Genomic DNA, 17,886 nt, shown 5'->3' on the forward strand with positions numbered 1-17,886 from the left:
CCTAGCCCGGTTCGCGGCGACCGAACTGACGGAATTCGCTTGGCGACTGCCCGGTCCAGCGTTTAAAGGCATGCGAGAAGTTGCCCAGGTCGCTATAGCCGAGATCTATGGCGATCTGACCGACCGTCAGCGATCGGTCGAGCAGGCGGACGATCGCCCTCTCGCGCAACAGCGATTGCTGTACGTCGCGGAAGGTCGTGCCCTCCTCGTGGAGGCGCCTTTTCATGGTGCTCGGGGAGACTGCGAGGAGCTCAGCCATGTCATGGCTGCTGATGTGTCCGGGGTCCTCCTCGAGCAATCGCCTCACGGTCTCGGTAAAGCTGGTGGCAGCGGTGTGACGGTCGAGGCTTCGGCGCAGTTCGCCGATGGCCATGCGATAGGCGACCGGGTCGGGGAAGCGACAGGGTGCTTGGAGGATGTCGACGGGAACGTCGATGAACGACGCGCGTGCGCCGAACACCAAGCGTCCGGCCAGCGCGCCGGCGATGCGCTGAGGGGACTGGGGTGTCTTCCAAGCCAGGTTCATCGTGACGCCTGGCAGCGGGCCCGTCAGCATGTCGAGGAGCCGCAGCAGTGCCGCTCCGCCGTAGGTGATGACTAGGCAGTCGAGATCACGATCGCCGGTGTGGCCGGTGAGGCCCACGGTTAGGCTGCGCTGACTGCTGTGGAAGTGGGGGCGCAAGGCGCTCGAGATGATCGGAAGATACCCGAGCAGCTCGAAGACCTCGGCCACGGAGCCGGAGCTGACTAGCGGCAGGCTGAGCGGGCCGAACGACGTCAATTGCGCGTGCTCGGCGAAGGAGAGCCCGAGGCTTGTGGCTTCGTCGTGGTCGAGTCCGGGGTAGACCTCACGGAACCACCGGATCGGCACCTGTCGGTCGCGCTGGACCAGCTCCAGTTCGGAAGTCCCCTCGCGGTCGATGATCGCGCGGAAGCGACCTACGGCTTGAGGACCGAGAGCATCGCTGTTCAAGAGCTGGACGAACGCCAACGGAGGCACCCCGGGCTCGGGGGACTTCATGGGCAGTGACCTCCTGAGCCGAAATCACAACATATTGACTCGAGTGACCATAGCCACAGCATGTCCAGAGTGCCAACACTTGACTCACGTTCGAGCAAGGAGTCGTTCCATGTCAGTTGTCACCTTCATCTCCCACGACGGGGAGAAGCGCGAGGCACCCCTCGAGGAGGGTGCGTCCCTCATGCAGATCGCCGTAGACAACATGGTGCCCGGGATCGACGGCGATTGTGGCGGGGAGGCCGCGTGTGGCACGTGCCATGTGATCGTCGAGGACCAGTGGATCGCCGAAGTCGGCCGTTCGGGTCCGGTCGAGGAGGAGATGCTCGCCATGAACCCCGAGCGCGAGCCGACCTCGCGGCTCTCGTGCCAGATGCGGGTGAGCGAGAGCTGGGACGGCCTCGTCGTCCGACTCCCCGAGTTCCAGATGTGACCGTCGAGAGGAAGACTGCACCATGACGACCCTGACTACCGTGACCGACGCCGTGGCTGAGCGAGCCCAGTCCATCATCCCGATGGAGATCCAGATCCGCGGGGCGCACCTGTACGACAAGACCCGTCGCTTCGTGACACGGACCAACGGGAAGAAGATCTTCGTCGAGGAGCCCATTCCCCCCGTGGAGGACGTCGCCCTCGCCGACATCGACCTGAGCAACCCGTTCCTCTACCGTCAGGGCAAGTGGCAGTCCTACTTCGAGCGCGTGCGCAACGAGGCACCCGTCCACTACCAGGCCGACAGCCCGTTCGGACCTTTCTGGTCCGTCACTCGGCACGCCGACATCATCGCGGTCGACAAAGACCATGAGACCTTCTCGGCTGAGCCCTTCATCATCATCGGCGAGCCCCCACGGTTCATGGATGTCGCGATGTTCATCGCCATGGACCCGCCCCGACACGACCGCCAGCGAGCCGCGGTCCAAGGCGTAGTCGCCCCCAAGAACCTGCGCGAGATGGAGAGTTTGATCCGCACGCGGGTCCAGGAAGTACTGGACGAGCTCCCGGTAGGTGAGCCCTTCAACTGGGTCGACCGCGTCTCGATCGAGCTCACCGCGCGGATGCTCGCGACCCTACTCGACTTCCCATACGACCAACGCCGCAAGCTCGTCGAGTGGTCGGACCTGGCCAGCTCCATGGAGCAGGCCAACGGCGGACCATCCGACAACGACGAGGTCTTCCGGGGCTTCGTCGACGCGGCGCGGGGACTGAGCGCGCTGTGGCGGGACAAGCAGGCGCGACTCGCGGCAGGTGAGGAACCCGGGTTCGACCTGATCACCATGCTCCAGAGCAACGAGCACACCAAGGACCTGATCGACCGCCCGATGGAGTTCCTGGGCAACCTGGTGCTCCTGATCGTCGGCGGCAACGACACCACACGCAACTCTATGAGCGGGGGTGTTCTCGCCCTCAATCAGTTCCCCGACCAGTTCGAGAAGCTCAAGGCCAACCCGGACCTCATCCCCAACATGATCTCAGAGATCATCCGCTGGCAGACGCCGCTGGCCTACATGCGTCGCGTTGCGAAGAAGGACACGGTCCTCAACGGCCAGTTCATCCGTGAGGGCGACAAGGTGGTCATGTGGTACGCCTCGGGAAACCGCGACGAGCGAGTGTTCGAACGTCCGGACGATCTCATCATCGACCGCAAAAACGCACGCAACCACATCGCGTTCGGCTTTGGCGTCCACCGGTGCATGGGCAACCGTCTGGCCGAGCTGCAGCTGCGGATCCTGTGGGAAGAGCTGCTCCCGCGCTTCGAGAAGATCGAGGTCGTGGGTGAGCCGGAGTATGTCCAGTCCAACTTCGTGCGCGGGATCAGCCGGTTGATGGTCCAGTTGACGCCGAAGACCGACGCGTGACCTCGGGGAGGGCGCTGATCGTCGGGGCCAGCCACGCCGGGGCCCAGTTGGCCGCCAGCCTTCGCCAGGAGGGGTGGGCAGGTGAGGTTGTCGTCATCGGTGACGAAGCCGCGCTTCCGTACCAGCGGCCTCCCCTGTCCAAGGCCTACCTTGCCGGCAAGAGCAGCTTGGAGGAGCTCGCCATCCGCAAGGCGGAGTTCTACGACAAGCAGAAGATCCGCCTGTTGCGGGCGACGGTCACCGAGATTGATCGTGCGGCCGGAGAGGTCGTGCTGAGCGACGGTGAGACGCTCGCCTACGACGGCCTCGCGTTGTGCACCGGGGGCCGGGCGCGTCCGCTGGCTATTCCTGGCATCGATCTGCCGGGCGTCTTCTACCTGCGGACGTTCGCGGACGTCGAGGCGATCCGTGAGGCCACGGCCTCGGGTCGCCGAGCCGTGATCGTCGGCGGGGGCTACATCGGGCTGGAGACCGCCGCGTCGTTGCGCGCCCTCGGGCTGGAGGTAACGGTCCTGGAGGCCGCCGAACGTGTCCTGGAGAGGGTCACGGCTGCTGAGGTGTCGATGTTCTACGAGCGCATCCACCGCGACGCCGGGGTCGTGGTGCGGACGGGCGCTCTCGTCGAGGCCGTGGCCGGCGACGGCCGCGCCGGCGAGGTGGTGCTAGCCGGGGGTGAGCGGATTCCCGCAGACCTGGTCATCGTGGGTGTGGGCTTGGTCCCGAACACCGAGCTCGCCTCTGAGGCGGGCCTGCAGGTCGAGGACGGTGTCGTGATCGACGACTTCGCCTCGACCAGCGATCCCAAGATCGTCGCGGCGGGGGACTGCGCCATCCATTACATTTCTCGCTACGGCCGGCGGGTGCGACTTGAAGCGGTGCCCAGCGCGGGTGAGCAGGCGAAGGCGGCTGCCGCCACGCTGTGCGGCAAGGAGCGGCCTATCTCGGCGCTGCCGTGGTTTTGGTCCGACCAGTACGACCTGAAGCTGCAGATCGCGGGACTGAACACGGGCTACGACGAGATCGTGCTAAGCGGCGACCCCGCGCGCGATCGCGACTTCACCTGCTACTACCTCCAACGTGGGCGGTTGCTCGCCGCGGACTGTGTGAACCGTCCCCGGGACTTCATGAAGGCCAAGAGAACGCTCGGCCAGGGTCTCGACGTCGATCGGGCGGAACTGCAACGGCCCGCCGCCTCCTGATTCACAGTGCCGGGCGCGCGCCTCGGCGAAGCCCCGCACCCCATCACCGCCCCCCTCAACACCCCATCGCCGGAGGACTACTCGTGCAGAGCACCATGATGAACGTCCAGCTGACGACGGCAGCCATCCTGCGGCACGGTGCCCGTGTGCACGCCACCGCGCGCGTGCGCACGCTCCAGCCCGACGGCTCGGTCAGGACCGGCACGTTCGCCGAGGTGGGACGCCGCTCGGCGCAGCTGGCCCACGCGCTGCGGGCCTGCGGGGTCGTGGGGGACGAGCGGGTCGCCACCTTGATGCGGAACAACCAGGAGCACGTCGAGGCCTACTGTGCAGTGCCCTCCATGGGGGCAGTCCTGCACACCCTCAACCCTCGACTGACCCCCGAGCAGCTGGTCTACATCGCCAACCACGCTGACGACCGGGTGGTGATCGTCGACGGTACGCTCGCCCCGCTCCTGGCGGCGGTCCTACCGCAGCTCGCCGAGGTGCACACCGTGGTCGTCACGGGGGGTGTCGATCTCGCGCCGCTCGAACGTGACGGCCTCACCGTTGTCGGTTACGACGACTTCATCGGAGGTCACCTGGAGACGTTCGAGTGGCCGGAACTCGATGAGCTCTCCGCTGCGGCCATGTGCTACACCTCGGGCACTACCGGCAACCCCAAGGGCGTGGCCTACAGCCACCGATCGACCTACCTCCACTCGATGGCTGCGTGTGCCGCCGACGGGCTGAGCGTCACCGGTGACGATGCCATCCTGGCGATCGTGCCGATGTTCCATGCCAACGCCTGGGGACTGGTCTACGCGGCTTTGATGGCAGGAGCCGACCTGGTCATGCCCGAACGGTTCCTCCAGGCCGAGCCACTGGTGCGACTCATCAGCAGCGAGCGCCCCACGATCGCCGGAGCTGTGCCTACGATCTGGAGTGACGTCCTGAATCACCTCGACTCCAACCCCGGTCACGACATCTCGTCGCTGGGGCTGGTGGCCTGCGGTGGATCGGCCGTGCCGCTTCATCTAATGAAGGCCTTCCAGGAGAAGTACGGCGTGCAGATCGTGCAGGCGTGGGGGATGACCGAGACCTCGCCCCTAGCCGCTATCGCTCGGCCGCCGGCAGCGGTCGAGGGCGAGGAGCACTGGGCACTGCGGGCCTCCCAAGGTCGTCCCGTCGCCGGGGTCGAGCTGCGACTGATCGACGACGACGGTAACGAGGTGCCGCACGACGGGAAGTCAGTCGGGGAGATCCAGGTTCGCGGCCCATGGATCACGGGGTCCTACATCGGTGACGAGGACGCGGAAAAGTTCGACGACGGATGGCTGCGTACCGGAGACGTGGGACGGATCGACGAGCGTAGTTTCGTCACCTTGACCGACCGGGCGAAGGACGTCATCAAATCGGGCGGCGAGTGGATCTCGTCAGTGGAGCTCGAGTTGCTGCTCGCAGGTCACCCGGATGTGCTGGAAGCGACCGTCATCGGCGTTCCGGACGAGAAGTGGCAGGAACGGCCCCTGGCCGTGATCGTCGTTCGGGACGGGTCCGAGGTGACTCCCTCCCAGTTGCGGGACTTTCTCGAGGGCAAGGTCGCCAAGTGGTGGCTGCCCGAGCGGTGGTGCTTCGTGCCCGACGTGCCCAAGACCTCGGTCGGCAAGTTCGACAAGAAGCTGCTCCGCGCCCGGCACGCCGACGGCGACCTCGCTGTCATCGATCTCTGACTGCATGGGAAGGCATCACGGCGCGAGGCGCGATTGGTGGACGAGCTCGCGGCCGAGTCCGGCCGGGAGTTGCCGCCGCTGCCGCCGATCTCGTTCCAGCAGGAGCCGTCCAACGGCATCCCGCGCCGCTCCCAGCGCGAGCCCGGGGCATGGTGCCGCGAGCACGGGATCACCACGCCTGCGTACTCCTTCGCCAGCGACTTCGCAACTGCTGCTGTCCCGCGCACTCCGCTGCAAGCCCACAGCGGCCCCCGTCGACCGTCGTCTGATGGCGCAGCAAGCCAGGCCCTCCCGGGCACCGTCACCGACCTCGAGGAAGTGTCATGAACGCCCCGTCCGCACCCACCCTGCACATCCGACGTCCCGCCGACGGCGAAGTACTCCGATCGGTCCCGATCGTCGACGGCGACCGCGTGCGCGCCGCCGCTGAGGACCTGCGCGCGGCGCAGGTCGCGTGGCGCGACATGGGTCCTGCTGCGCGAGCCACCTGGCTGCGCAAGTGGCGGGGCTGGATCCTCGACCACACCGATGAGCTCACTGACCTGCTCGTCGCAGAGACCGGCAAGGTCCGCCCTGACGCCTTGGTGGAGACGACCGCTTCGTGCGAGTTCATCTCCTTCTACGCCGACCATGCGAAGGAGTTCCTCGCCCCCGAACGAGTGGGGGCAGGAGGGCTGCTCAGCCTTCCGAAGCGGCTGACCCGCAGCTATCGGCCCTACCCGTTGGTCGGACTGATCATCCCGTGGAACTTCCCGATCACCCTGTTCCTGATGGATGCGGCGCCGGCGCTCGCAGCGGGATGTGCGGTGCTGACAAAGTCGTCGGAGATGACCCCGCTGACGTGCGCGCGCATCATCGAGGGATGGCACGAGATCGGCGCCCCGCCGGTCCTCCTGCACGTCGCGGGGGCCGGGGACACTGGAGGAGCGGTGGTCGAGGCTGTTGACTTCGTTCAGTTCACGGGCTCGACGGCGACGGGCCGTCGGGTGGCCACGCGCTGTGCTCAGCTGCTCAAGCCGGTCAGCCTGGAGTTGGGCGGTAAGGACGCTGCCATCGTGCTCGAGGATGCCGACCTCGATCGGGCCGCGCACGGGATCGTCTGGGGCGGGATCTTCAACTCGGGGCAGGTCTGCATCTCGGTCGAGCGGGTCTACGTGGTGGACGCGGTCTACGACCGGTTCGTGGAGAAGGTGGTGGCGGCCCTCGGAGCGCTGAAGCAGGGCTCTCGAGCCCGCGATGATGTCGGCGCCATGGTGACCCGGGCGCAGGTGGACACGGTCGAGCGGCATGTGCGGGAGGCTCAGGAGTCCGGTGCGCGCGTGCTTGTCGGCGGGTCGCGGGCCGACGAAGGCAACTTCTTCGCCCCCACGCTGCTGGTGGACGTCGACCACAGCATGGCCTGCATGACCGAGGAGACGTTCGGGCCAACACTGCCGGTCATGCGGGTGGCCGACGAGGCCGAAGCGGTGGCCCTGGCCAACGATTCCGCGTACGGGCTCTCGGCCACCGTGTGGACACGAGACGTCTCCCGAGGGCGGCGCATCGCCGACCAACTGGAGGTCGGTGCGGTCAACATCAACGACGTCTTCAGCAACCTCTTCGCCGTGGGGCTACCCCACAGCGGCTGGAAGTCCTCGGGCCTGGGGGCTCGCCTCGGCGGCGCGCAGGGTCTGCGGAAGTACTGCCGCGTCCAAGCAATCACCGAGCCGCGGATCCCGCTGACCACCAAGGAGCTCACCTGGTACCCGTACTCCGCCCGGCGTACGGCGATCGCCGGCCGAGTGCTGCGCCTGGCCGCTGGTCGCGGCCTGCGGCAGCGACTCGGCCTCTGAAAGGAACAGGAACCATGACGACAACGAACAAGCGACGGGTGGTCGCCATCACCGGGGGCGCCCGGGGGATCGGATACCACACCGCGGAGGAACTCATCCGGCGCGGTCACCGGGTCGCCATCGGGGACATCGACCAGATCCAGCTCAAGGTGGCCGCCGAGGAGCTCGGCCTCGACGTCGCGGTGCGTCTAGATGTCACCGACCCTGCCTCCGTGGCGTCCTTCCTCGACGTGACCGAGGAAGCACTGGGGCCGATCGACGTCCTCATCAACAACGCGGGTGTCATGCCGACGGGGCACGTGCACGAGGAGACCGACGAGGTCACCCGCCGGCAGGTGGAGATCAACATCCTGGGCGTCATCTTCGGCACCAAGATCGCCCTGCAGCGGATGCTGCCACGGCGACAGGGACACATCATCAACACGGCTTCACTGGCCGGGGAGCTCCCGGTCCCGGGGCTGGCGACGTATTGCGGGACCAAGTTCGCGGTCATCGGGTTCACCGAGGCCGCCCGGCAGGAGTACCGCAGGTCGGGTGTCACCCTGTCCACTGTGCGTCCGACCTTCACCAACACCGAGCTGGTCGCGGGGACGAGCGGGGCCAAGGGCATGCGCAACGCAGAGCCGCAGGAGATCGCGCGCGCCACGGCGGCTCTCATCGAGCGCCCGCAGCCCTTCGTGCGAGTCACGCGTATCGCCGGCACGATGGTGGCGGCGATGAAGTTCGTTCCCGAGCGGATCGCGACCCAGCTCGGGGCGATGCTCGGGACCGACACGGTCTTCCTCGACCGCGTGGACTCCGCGGCGCGTCAGGCCTACTTGGAGCGGGTCGGTCGCAGCTGATGCCACAGGGCGCGATCGCGCGCCACGGATCATCCGAAACGACCGCGAGCGTCGCGTGGCGCTCGCGGTCGTCTCCTGTCCCGTGGCTTAGGCCGGGTGCTGGCCGCCCTCGACGACGGGCATCAGGTCCGGGGGGCGAAGGCCGGCCGCTCCGGCTCAATGGCGGAGATCCGCTGGTAGCCGGCGCCCAACGGGGGACGCTCGTCCCGATTGCCCTTGTTGGGCCACAGGGAGGCTGCCCGCTCGGCCTGCGCGGTGATCGTCAACGACGGGTTAACCCCCAGGTTCGCCGTGATACTGGAGCCGTCGACGACGAAGATCCCGTCGTGCCCGTAGAGACGGTGGTAGGGGTCGATGACCCCGGTCTCCGGGGAGTCACCGATGGCACACCCGCCGATGAAGTGAGCGGTCATCGGGATGTTGGCGATCTCCCCCGTGGACCCGCCGGCCACGCCGTTGATCTTCTCGGCGACGCGACGGGTGACTTCATTGCCGACGGGGATCCAGGTGGGGTTGGGCGCCCCGTGGCCAGGTCCCGAGGTGATCGTGGGGCGACCGAGGAGGGTCTTCCTCGACCGCACCGTGATGGAGTTGTCCAGCGTCTGCATGACCAGCAGGATGACTGTGCGCTCCGACCACCGTCGCGGGCTGAACCACGTCAGATGAGAGGGCTGGGTCGCGATTGTCCGCAGCCAGCGCCACCACCGGGGCCCATGGCCGTCCCCGTCGGTGAGCGCGGTCTGGAGTAGGGACATGGCGTTGCTGCCCTTGCCGTAGCGCACCGGCTCGATGTGGGTGAACTCGTCGGGGTGGATCGAGGATGTGATGGCCACGCCGCGCGTGAAGTCGCTGGATCGATCGCGGGACTTCGCCCCCAGGATCGACTCGGAGTTGGTACGGGTCAGGGTGCCCAGTCGGGCGGAGATGTGCGGCAGGGAGCCCGTGGCCTTCAGTCGGTGGAGCAGCTTCTGGGTGTTGTAGGTGCCCGCTGCGAAGACGACGTGGTCGGCCGTGAATGACTGCCGGTTGCGGCGACGGCGCGCGGACCTGCCGGTGCGGACGGTGTCGACGACGTACCCGCTTCCCTTGCGCGGGCGCACGTCGACCACGGTGGTCAGGGGACGTACCTCGGCCCCGAGCTTCTCCGCGAAGTACAGGTAGTTCTTGTCCAGGGTGTTCTTCGCCCCGACCCGGCACCCGGTCATGCACGACCCGCACTGGGTGCACCCGGTGCGGCGCGGCCCCGCCCCGCCGAAGAACGGGTCGGGAACCTCTTTGCCGGGCTCTCCGAAGAAGACGCCGACGGGGGTCAGTGTGAAGGTGTGCTCCACACCCATGTCGCGCGCGACCTCGCGCAGCACCTTGTCCGAAGGCGTCACGTGGGGGTTCTGCGTGACACCCAGCATCCGCCGTGCCGTCTGGTAGTGCGGGTCCAGCTCGGCGTGCCAATCGGTGATGTGCGCCCACTGTGGATCGTTGAAGAACGGGGCAGGAGGTTGGTAGAGGGTGTTGGCGTAGTTGAGCGAACCGCCGCCGACGCCGGCGCCCGCCAAGATGACGACGTCGCGCAGCAGGTGGATGCGCTGGATGCCGAAGCAGCCGAGCCGTGGCGCCCAGACGAACCGACGGGTGTCCCAGGACGAGGTGGGCAGGTCGTCGGTGTCGTAGCGCTTGCCTGCTTCGAGCACCCCGACGTGGTAGCCCTTCTCCGCCAGGCGCATGGCGGTCACCGAGCCGCCGAAGCCGGAGCCGATGATCAGCACGTCGTAGTGGGCCGAGGTCATGGGATGTGGATCCTTCTGTGAGGTGTTCGACGCGAGTGGGGCGGCGGACCGGCAGTGCCGCCGATCTGACGGGTGTACGTGCGGGCGGTCAGCTGTGGATGGCGTGGAGCGGTCTCCACTTGTCGGCCAGGAGTACCGAGTCCGGGTCGATGCCCGGTCGATGAGGGCGACTCGCTAGCTCATGGCACTCCTGTCAGACGATGTCTGTCGAGGGTGTCACCTCGGTGGAGTGGGCGTCATGTGCCGTTGCTCAACGCGGAGGATCCCGCGGGGCTCGGCGCACAAGGCCCGGCCCGCCGGCTCCAGCGGTGCCGCCGGAGCCGGGTCGGTCCTCACAGGGACCGGCTGATGATCTCCTTCATGATCTCGGAGGTGCCGGCGTAGATCTGGGAGACGCGCATGTCGGCCCAGATGCGGGCGATGGGGTACTCGTTCATGTACCCGTAGCCGCCGTGCAGCTGGAGGCAGGTGTCGGCGACGCGCTGCGCTCGTTCGGAGCACCACAGCTTCGCCATGGCGGCGGTGGGGATGTCCAGACCCTCGCCGACGTGGAGCTGGATGCACTCGTCCACGAAGGACCGTGCCACGCGAGCTTCTGTAGCGACCTCTGCCATTTTGAACTTGGTGTTCTGGAACCCCCAGATCGGCCGTCCGAAGGCGCTTCGGTCGCGCACGTAGGCCAGTGTCTCGGCCAAGCAGAACTCCATGGCTGCGACGTTCGACACTGCGACCAACAGCCGCTCCTGGGGGAGCTGCTGCATGAGCTGCACGAAGCCCTGGCCTTCGGTGAGGCCCAGCAGGTTGGTGACCGGGACGCGGACGTTGTCGAAGAAGAGCTCCGAGGTGTCCTGCCCCTTCATCCCGATCTTGTCGAGCACCCGACCGCGGGAGAAGCCCTCCGTGCTGGTGGGGACCAGCATCAGCGAGATGCCGGCGGCGCGGTCGTCCGGATCGGTCTTGACCACGGTGAGCACCAGGTCGGCCTGCGAGCCGTTGGTGATGAAGGTCTTGGAGCCGCTGACAAGGTAGTCGTCACCCTCGCGCACCGCCTTAGTCTTGATGTTCTGCAAGTCCGAGCCGGTCCCGGGCTCGGTCATCGCGATCGCGCCGACGACCTCGCCGGAAGCCATCTTGGGAAGCCACTGCTGCTTCTGCTCCTCCGTGCCGTAGGCGAACAGGTAGTGGGCGACGATGCCGTTGTGCAGGGACGCCCCCCAGGAGCTGTCGCCGACCCGTGCCTGCTCCTCGATCAAGATGGCCTCGTGGGCGAAGGTGCCGCCGCCGCCGCCGTACTCCTCGGGGATCGACAGGCAGAGCAGACCGACATCACCAGCGCGGTTCCACAGTTCCCTGTCGACGTGCTTGTCGGCGATAAAGGTCTCGATGTGCGGTTTGATCTCCTTCTCACAGAACGTACGTGCCAGGTCGCGCACGTCGTCGAGGTCTTTGTCCATCCAGGGGGAGCGACGAGTGGGCAAGGGGTGCCTCCGGCAGGTCGGGTACAGGGTGTACCAATCTGACCACACCCGTCGCCCTGGGTACAAGGTGTTCCATGCATGCGGACCCGGGAGTCGTTGGTTTCGTCGACCCCGCATAGGCTGCCTCTTGTGGTCGAGGTCGGGCGATGGGTGGATTCAACGGTGCGGCGCCGGTCGTCGCGCGATGATCAGGTCCGGGCGCGGCGACGACAACAGGTGGCGAGCGCCGCTCTGCAGGTCGTCGACGAGGCAGGAGTGGGTGCCGGCACGGCCCTGATTGCCGAGCGGGCTGGCATCCCGAGGCCGCACGTCTACCGCTACTTCTCCAGCCGTGAGGACCTGGATGACGATGTGGTACGCCTCGCCGCGCAGGACCTCATTGCCTGCGTCCGGCCCCACCTGACTCGGCGCGGCACGCCCTCACAGGTCGTCGAGGGGCTGGTCCACGCCTGCGCCACCTGGGCCGACGTCCACCCTCACCTCTTCCGTTTCCTAGCCGCACGGGGGCAGAGTCGCACCCTTCACCGCGCTCGGATGGGTCGCTCGCGATTGCTGGACGAGATCGCTGCGGCGGCTCGCGGCTATACCAACTCGGCCGAGGAGACCTTTCCCGAGGGCATCTTGGTGGGCGTGATGGGGATGGTCGACGCGACAATCATCTGGTGGCTCGACCAGCGCGACGAAACCCTCGAGGTCATGGTGGGGCGCCTCTCGCGCCACGTCACTCTAGTGCTGCACGATGCCTTGGCCGCCCACGGAATCGACCTCGACCCAGCGGTCGAGCTGGAGCCGTTCATCGGCGGGTGAGTCATCAACGGCCCGCAATCTTGCCCTGCTCAAAGTGCTCAACATCGACGACGACGAATGTCGCGTGTGCGGTGGCGACCGGGTTGCCGTCCGCATCCAACGCCGCGGCTTCCACGTGTAACCGCCGTCCCGAGCGGTCCCGGACGTGGGCAGAGAACTCGTAGTCGGTCCTCAGCAGCACCGGACGGAGGTACTCGACGGTCAGGGACCTCGTCACGGCAAGCTCTCCGACCCGGTAGAGGAGGAAGCCGAAGAGGTCGTCGAACGCTGCAGCGACCAGGCCGCCGTGGGTGATCCCGGGCGCCCCTTCCTGACGGTGGTCGAAGCGGTGCACGGCGCGAACGCCGACCTCGGTGGCGTCGACCTTCAGTGCAAGACCAGCAGGATTCTCCGTCCCGCATCCCGCGCAGGTGGGGGAGTGCGAGGGGAGGCGTCCCTCCGCCGACGGCTCGGGCCGCGACATCGAGCGGATCCACGCCTCCAATGCCGACATGGCGCCCCCCTCGGAGCGTACCTCGTTCGCCGGGGCGGTTTGCTCGCCTGCGCCGGAGGCGCCTCGGATCGGTTCGCGCATGGAAAGCTCCTCAGATTCAAGACCGACGGGCGCGGAGGCACAACGTCGCATCTGTCTCTCTCGCATACAGGATCAAGTCGTCGTCGTGACGAGAGTGGCCTATAGCCGAAAGTCAATGACCCGCCGTTCGCCAACGCACGAGACATGATGGCATATTTGTATTCACGTGAGACGTTGGGGCTACATTTGTCTACACTCGTCGCTATGCGGCTCATCTGGACACCTCACCGTCCTCAAACCGATGCCGAGCGACGTGGCCTTGCCTGGTGGGTGGCCGTGCTGAGCTGCAAGCCGTTCCTGATCGTGCTGCGCCGGCCGGACTGGCGCGGAGTCTCAGGGATCCCGAGGTCGGGTGGGGCAGTGCTGGCCGCCAACCACGTCTCGCACATCGACCCTCTGCTAGTCGCGGAGCTGGTGCTGGCCTCGGGGCGGGTGCCGCGGTTCTTGGCGAAGGACAGCCTCTTCCACGGTCCGATCGTGGGCAGGTGGTTCCGTGCGGCCGGCCACGTCAAGGTCGACCGGGCTGCCGGACGCGCAGGGTACGACGACGCGGTGAAGGCGGCACGCTGTGGTCAGCTCCTTCTGGTGTATCCCGAGGGTTCTATCAGCAAGCGGGAGGACGGTATGCCGATGACGATGAAGTCAGGGGCGGTTCGCATCGCCCTCGAGGCGTCGGTCCCGCTCCTCCCGGTGGCCCAGTGGGGTGCCCAGGAGATCCTGCCCGCATACAGCGGGCGGTTGCGATGGGGTTGGCGACGGCAGGTGAGCGTGTTCGTCGGCGCTCCCGTCCCGCTCGAGGACCTCCGTGACCTGGAGCCCGCACGTGCCGTCGAAGTGGGCCGTCAACGGCTCGAGGACGTCCTCATCACGATGGTGTGCGAGCTGCGTGGAGCCACCGCGGCGGCGCGGTCCATCCGTGCTCAGGCGCCGAAGGCGGGATCCTCAGGGCGCGAGGATCCCGAGCCGCGCACCATCGCGGGGCCGTAGGTGTCCAGCAGTGTTGCCATCAGCTCATCGAACGGTAGGTCCACGAACATCCCCCGCTCGCGGACGTACTCCATGTGGCGGCGGCCGGCGCCGTCGGCTGCGTGGAGCAGGGCGTCCTGCGATCCGTCGAACTCCAACGGAGGTACGCCGAAGCGGCGGCACAGCTCGGAGTTGAAGGCCGGCGAGCCCTTGCGCCACCGGCCGTCGACGTACGCCGCGCTCCACCCGTGGAACACGAACAGGTCCGTGCCCATCAGCTCCAGCAGCGCCTCGCTGTTGAGGTGGTTGCGGACATCGGAGAACCCCAGTACGGCCGGGATCCCCGCAGCGCGCAGGCTCGCCGTGAGCAGCACCGCCTTCGGGACGCACCAGGTGGGGCCACCGTCAAGGATCGCGCTGGCGCGGTAGGTCGGGGGGGCCGCGGTGACGCTGTAGGGGTCGTAGCGGAGTCGGTCGCGGACCTCCGCGAAGAGCAGCCCGACCCGCTCACGCGGATCCTGGACACCTCGCACCACGGACTCGGTGAAGTCGCGCACGTCGTGGTGGTCGCTGTCGATGAACCCGGTCGGGGCAAGGGCCTGCCGGGGGTCGAGCTCGTCGCCCATCAGGCACTGACCTCGGCGTTCTGGAGTGCGCCGGCCGCCCCGAGGGCCGTGACGAGGTCCCGCTCGAGCGACGGGAGGGCGGCAGCTGCGAGGGCGGCTTGCTCCGCCCGGCCCCGGGCCGGGCCCTCCTGCCGGCCCAGCGACGCGACCAGTGACCATGTCTCCGCGCAGAGGTGCGCAGCGTTGGCGACTTCGCTCGCGCGAACGTCCCCGGTCAGACGCGCGATGTCGGCGGCGCCGCTGGAGAGCAGTCGCCGGAACAGCCCACCGCCGGTGCCGGCCTTCTCCACGAATGCGCTGAGTCCCTGGAGCGCCAGGTCCAAGACCTCGTCGGGGAAGACCTCTGGCCATCGAGCGAGGTCCTCGGCGAACAGGTCGACGGCGGCCAGCCCCGTGGCCCCGGTCGCCGTGTCCCTCCCGGTGACAATCGAGGGACCGGTCGAGGTGGTCATCGCGACAGCCGCCTGGGCGAACGCCGCCCGGGCGACGGTGGCCAGGTCGGGCAGCGAATCGGGCCAGGCGATGTCGAAGTAGGTGTGGCGCGTCGGGACCGGAAATCCTCGGGAGCAGCGAGCCCGAGCCAGAGCCTCGTAAGGCACCAGCTGCACCTCGTCGCGGTCGTTGTCGACGACGTGCGCGAGCTGCTGCACGTCGTCGTAGCCGATCACAACGATGTCATGGCGACTCATCTGAAGGCGCACGCGCAGGTAGGGCAGCTCTGCGATGTCGGCCCACACAAGGGCTGGGCGACCGGCGCGCACGGCATCGCGCACGTAGGTCCAGCCCACCTGGGGGTCCTCCGTGGCGTGCACGGTGACCACGGCGCCGAGTCGTGTCGGGAGATCGGTCTCCAGGTCCCCGCCCCGACCCACGAGGTACACCGGTGGCATGAGCGCTGCATTCCGGACGTAGGAGAGGTCCAGCGACCCGCTTAGCGCGAAGACGAGGCCCTCGTCGGGCGGGCCTTCCCAGCCGAGCCCGGCCCATTCGAGGAGGTCGCGCATCGCGCCCGAGCCGCAGTGGCCGCCACGTCGGTGCGGGTAGGGAACCGCGACGGCGTCGCTCGAGCTGGCCATGGAACTCATTCCTAAAGACAATTTGCATGATTTGTTCCAACCTAAGGCACGAGCATCTCATTGTCATGGCCAGGTCCGATGTGACATGAGTCCGTTGGGCACCACGGTCGCTATCGTGTCCACCGTGTCATCCCCCTCCATGCGCGATCGGTACCGCGAGCACGTCCGCACGGCTGTGGTGGAGGCTGCTCACGACCTGATCGCCGATCGAGGCTGGGAGCGAGTCCGCATGGGTGAGATCGCCGAGGCAGTCGGGATTTCACGCGCCCTGCTCTATAAAGAGTTCGGCGACAAGCCCGGATTGGGAGAGGCCGTCGTCCTGAGGGAGGCGGCGCGCTTCATCGAGGGCATCGAAGGAGTGCTCGCGCACCACGACGCCGATGCTGCTCGCGGCCTCGCGGCCTCGGTGAAATTCGTGCTCGAGGAAGCTGAGAACAGCTCTCTACTCAGGGCGGTGCTGATCGCCAACCGCGATTCCTCCCCGACCGCGACGGGCATTCTCCCCCTGATGACGACCTCCGCGCAGCTGCTGGAACTGGCCTCGAACTCGTTGGCACGGTGGCTCATGGCTCACGTGCCCGGGGTGCAGGCCGACGATGTGGCGGACGCTGCGGAGGCTCTGGTGAGGCTCACCGTGAGCCATCTAGCCCTGCCCACCATGTCCCGCAAGGACACTTCACGGAAGATCACCGAGGTCGGACTGAGGTACCTCGGGCTCTCCGTCGAAGCGGCGACGTCCGAAGCCACGACCTGACGTACACTCCCAGCCGGTGATCGGGTCCGCCGCCACCGCAAGGACCAAAAGCCAGAGCTTCTACGGCCACTTCTACATCGAGCACAACCGGGGCCATCACGTCCGCGTCGCCACACCGGAGGACCCCGCCAGCAGCAGGTACGGCGAGAACTTCTACCAGTTCTGGCCGCGTACGGTCGGTGGTTCCCTCAAGAGTGCCTGGAACATCGAGAAGAAGCGCTACGCGCGCAAGAAGCAGCACCCGTTCCGGATCGGCAACGACGTGCTCAACGCGTGGCTGATGTCGGCGGTGCTGTGGGGCGCGATGATCGCGTGGCTCGGTGTCGGCATCACGCCGTACCTCGTCATCCAGGCTGTCGTGGGATTCTCGCTCCTCGAGGTGGTCAAGCACATGGAGCACTACGGGATGGTGCGCTAGAAGGTTGGCGCACCCGGCAAGGAACGCTACGAGCGTGTCGACCCCAGCCACAGCTGGAACTCCAACAACATCGCGACCAATGTGCCCCTGCACCACCTGCAGCGGCACTCCGACCATCACGCCAACCCGACCCGGCGCTACCAGACACTGCGCGACTTCGAGGAGTCGCCGGTCCTGCCCACCGGCTACGCCTGGCATGATCGTCCTCGCCCTCTTCCCCCCGGTGTGGCGAAGGGTGATGGATCACCGCGTGCTCGCCCACTTCAACGGTGACCTCACGTGCGCCAACCTGAGCCCCCGCAAACGCGACAAGATCCTCACCAGGTATCCCGCACCGGAGACGACCCCGACCCGGGAGTCAACGGATGCACTCGGTTCGGGGGCCGCACCAGCGTGCATATTGTCCCGAGGGCGGACATCCTCGCGCATGCCGCCGATCGTGGGAACCAGGCCCACAAGCCCGGCGCCTCTTGGTCCACCTCCGAGTTCGAGCTCTACGTGAAAAGTGAATCGCCCCGGGTTTCGTGGAGGCTCGGTTACTTGGAACCAGCCCCGGTCGGGACGGGTGCTTCACGGTAGTGCTCGGGCCGGATGCTGGCCCAGTGGTTGGCCTCGAACTCGGCGGGCGGGACGAGCCCGATCTCGCCGTGAAGGCGCCTGTGGTTGAACCAGTCGACGTACTCGGCGGCGGCGATCTCGACGTCGCTCACGGACTTCCAGCCGCCCTTAGGGCTCATGACCGGGTTGCGGATGCACTCGGCCTTGAACAGCGAGTTGAGCGCCTCGGCCATCGCGTTGTCATACGAATCTCCTCGGCTTCCGACCGACGCGACGGCCTCGGCCTCGGCGAGTCGCTCGGTGTATCGAATCGCTCGATACTGACTGGGTTCAACCGGTGGTAGCAACACCAGCTTGGTGGAGCAATCGTAGGTGCTCGTCGAGGG

At 67.2% G+C, this 17,886-nt stretch carries 18 protein-coding genes; 11 read left to right on the forward strand and 7 right to left on the reverse strand.

Going from position 1 to position 17,886, the window contains the following annotated elements; all coding sequences use genetic code 11:
* Window position 1 precedes the first annotated feature (1 nt).
* A complete protein-coding gene (locus tag ASH02_RS06920; RefSeq protein WP_056680425.1) occupies window positions 2-1,021 on the reverse strand; it encodes a helix-turn-helix domain-containing protein in 1,020 nt (339 codons plus the stop codon).
* A 109-nt stretch (window positions 1,022-1,130) separates the two neighbouring features.
* On the opposite strand from ASH02_RS06920, the gene ASH02_RS06925 reads away from it, so the two are divergent.
* From ASH02_RS06925 to ASH02_RS06955, 7 genes are all read left to right on the forward strand, one after another.
* Window positions 1,131-1,451 carry a 2Fe-2S iron-sulfur cluster-binding protein gene (locus ASH02_RS06925; protein WP_056680426.1) on the forward strand — a complete coding sequence of 107 codons (321 nt, stop codon included), beginning with the start codon at window positions 1,131-1,133 and terminating at the stop codon, window positions 1,449-1,451.
* 22 nt (window positions 1,452-1,473) lie between these two features.
* On the forward strand, window positions 1,474-2,874 hold the full coding sequence (locus ASH02_RS06930; RefSeq protein WP_056680429.1) for a cytochrome P450: 1,401 nt from the start codon (window positions 1,474-1,476) through the stop codon (window positions 2,872-2,874).
* Complete coding sequence (locus ASH02_RS06935; protein WP_056680432.1) at window positions 2,871-4,073, forward strand: NAD(P)/FAD-dependent oxidoreductase; 1,203 nt, start codon at window positions 2,871-2,873, stop codon at window positions 4,071-4,073. The genes ASH02_RS06930 and ASH02_RS06935 overlap by 4 nt, the downstream gene beginning before the upstream one ends.
* Window positions 4,074-4,156: 83 nt before the next feature.
* Window positions 4,157-5,785, forward strand: a complete 1,629-nt coding sequence (locus tag ASH02_RS06940) for a fatty acid--CoA ligase (RefSeq protein WP_057294507.1) — start codon at window positions 4,157-4,159, stop codon at window positions 5,783-5,785.
* A gap of 36 nt (window positions 5,786-5,821) precedes the next feature.
* Window positions 5,822-6,112, forward strand: a complete 291-nt coding sequence (locus ASH02_RS26615) for a hypothetical protein (protein WP_056680439.1) — start codon at window positions 5,822-5,824, stop codon at window positions 6,110-6,112.
* A complete protein-coding gene (locus ASH02_RS06950) occupies window positions 6,109-7,617 on the forward strand; it encodes an aldehyde dehydrogenase family protein (protein WP_056680442.1) in 1,509 nt (502 codons plus the stop codon). Before ASH02_RS26615 ends, ASH02_RS06950 begins: the two co-directional genes overlap by 4 nt.
* Window positions 7,618-7,631: 14 nt before the next feature.
* Window positions 7,632-8,459 (forward strand): SDR family oxidoreductase, encoded by an 828-nt coding sequence (locus tag ASH02_RS06955; protein ID WP_056680445.1) that lies wholly within the window; start codon window positions 7,632-7,634, stop codon window positions 8,457-8,459.
* A gap of 122 nt (window positions 8,460-8,581) precedes the next feature.
* On the opposite strand, the gene ASH02_RS06960 is transcribed toward ASH02_RS06955, so the two are convergent.
* The gene (locus tag ASH02_RS06960; protein ID WP_056680447.1) at window positions 8,582-10,243 is read right to left on the reverse strand and encodes a GMC oxidoreductase; all 1,662 of its coding nucleotides are present in this window, start codon (window positions 10,241-10,243) and stop codon (window positions 8,582-8,584) included.
* Window positions 10,244-10,575: 332 nt separating this feature from the next.
* Window positions 10,576-11,697, reverse strand: a complete 1,122-nt coding sequence (locus ASH02_RS06965) for an acyl-CoA dehydrogenase family protein (RefSeq protein ID WP_056680449.1) — start codon at window positions 11,695-11,697, stop codon at window positions 10,576-10,578.
* A 153-nt stretch (window positions 11,698-11,850) separates the two neighbouring features.
* On the opposite strand from ASH02_RS06965, the gene ASH02_RS06970 reads away from it, so the two are divergent.
* A complete protein-coding gene (locus ASH02_RS06970) occupies window positions 11,851-12,528 on the forward strand; it encodes a TetR/AcrR family transcriptional regulator (protein WP_229662973.1) in 678 nt (225 codons plus the stop codon).
* A gap of 4 nt (window positions 12,529-12,532) precedes the next feature.
* On the opposite strand, the gene ASH02_RS06975 is transcribed toward ASH02_RS06970, so the two are convergent.
* Window positions 12,533-13,102, reverse strand: coding sequence for a PaaI family thioesterase (locus tag ASH02_RS06975; RefSeq protein WP_200951121.1), 570 nt, complete (start codon window positions 13,100-13,102; stop codon window positions 12,533-12,535).
* A 204-nt stretch (window positions 13,103-13,306) separates the two neighbouring features.
* Between ASH02_RS06975 and ASH02_RS06980 the strand changes: the two genes are divergently transcribed.
* On the forward strand, window positions 13,307-14,089 hold the full coding sequence (locus tag ASH02_RS06980; RefSeq protein ID WP_082563713.1) for a lysophospholipid acyltransferase family protein: 783 nt from the start codon (window positions 13,307-13,309) through the stop codon (window positions 14,087-14,089).
* Here the strand turns inward: ASH02_RS06980 and ASH02_RS06985 are convergent.
* Window positions 14,023-14,694 (reverse strand): transglutaminase-like domain-containing protein, encoded by a 672-nt coding sequence (locus tag ASH02_RS06985; protein ID WP_056680455.1) that lies wholly within the window; start codon window positions 14,692-14,694, stop codon window positions 14,023-14,025. The genes ASH02_RS06980 and ASH02_RS06985 overlap by 67 nt on opposite strands.
* Window positions 14,694-15,770: a BtrH N-terminal domain-containing protein gene (locus tag ASH02_RS06990; RefSeq protein ID WP_056680457.1), complete on the reverse strand. Its 1,077-nt coding sequence runs from the start codon at window positions 15,768-15,770 to the stop codon at window positions 14,694-14,696. Before ASH02_RS06990 ends, ASH02_RS06985 begins: the two co-directional genes overlap by 1 nt.
* 115 nt (window positions 15,771-15,885) lie before the next feature.
* On the opposite strand from ASH02_RS06990, the gene ASH02_RS06995 reads away from it, so the two are divergent.
* Both ASH02_RS06995 and ASH02_RS26975 read left to right on the forward strand, forming a co-directional pair.
* Window positions 15,886-16,524: a TetR family transcriptional regulator gene (locus ASH02_RS06995; RefSeq protein ID WP_235532548.1), complete on the forward strand. Its 639-nt coding sequence runs from the start codon at window positions 15,886-15,888 to the stop codon at window positions 16,522-16,524.
* Window positions 16,525-16,540: 16 nt separating this feature from the next.
* Window positions 16,541-16,942, forward strand: coding sequence for a fatty acid desaturase (locus ASH02_RS26975; protein WP_229662970.1), 402 nt, complete (start codon window positions 16,541-16,543; stop codon window positions 16,940-16,942).
* Between the two features lie 536 nt (window positions 16,943-17,478).
* On the opposite strand, the gene ASH02_RS26980 is transcribed toward ASH02_RS26975, so the two are convergent.
* Window positions 17,479-17,886: integrase core domain-containing protein (locus ASH02_RS26980; RefSeq protein ID WP_235539004.1), on the reverse strand; the 408-nt coding region annotated here is incomplete at its 5' end.

Source organism: Nocardioides sp. Soil796 (genome assembly GCF_001429525.1).
In the GTDB taxonomy this organism is placed as follows: domain Bacteria; phylum Actinomycetota; class Actinomycetes; order Propionibacteriales; family Nocardioidaceae; genus Nocardioides.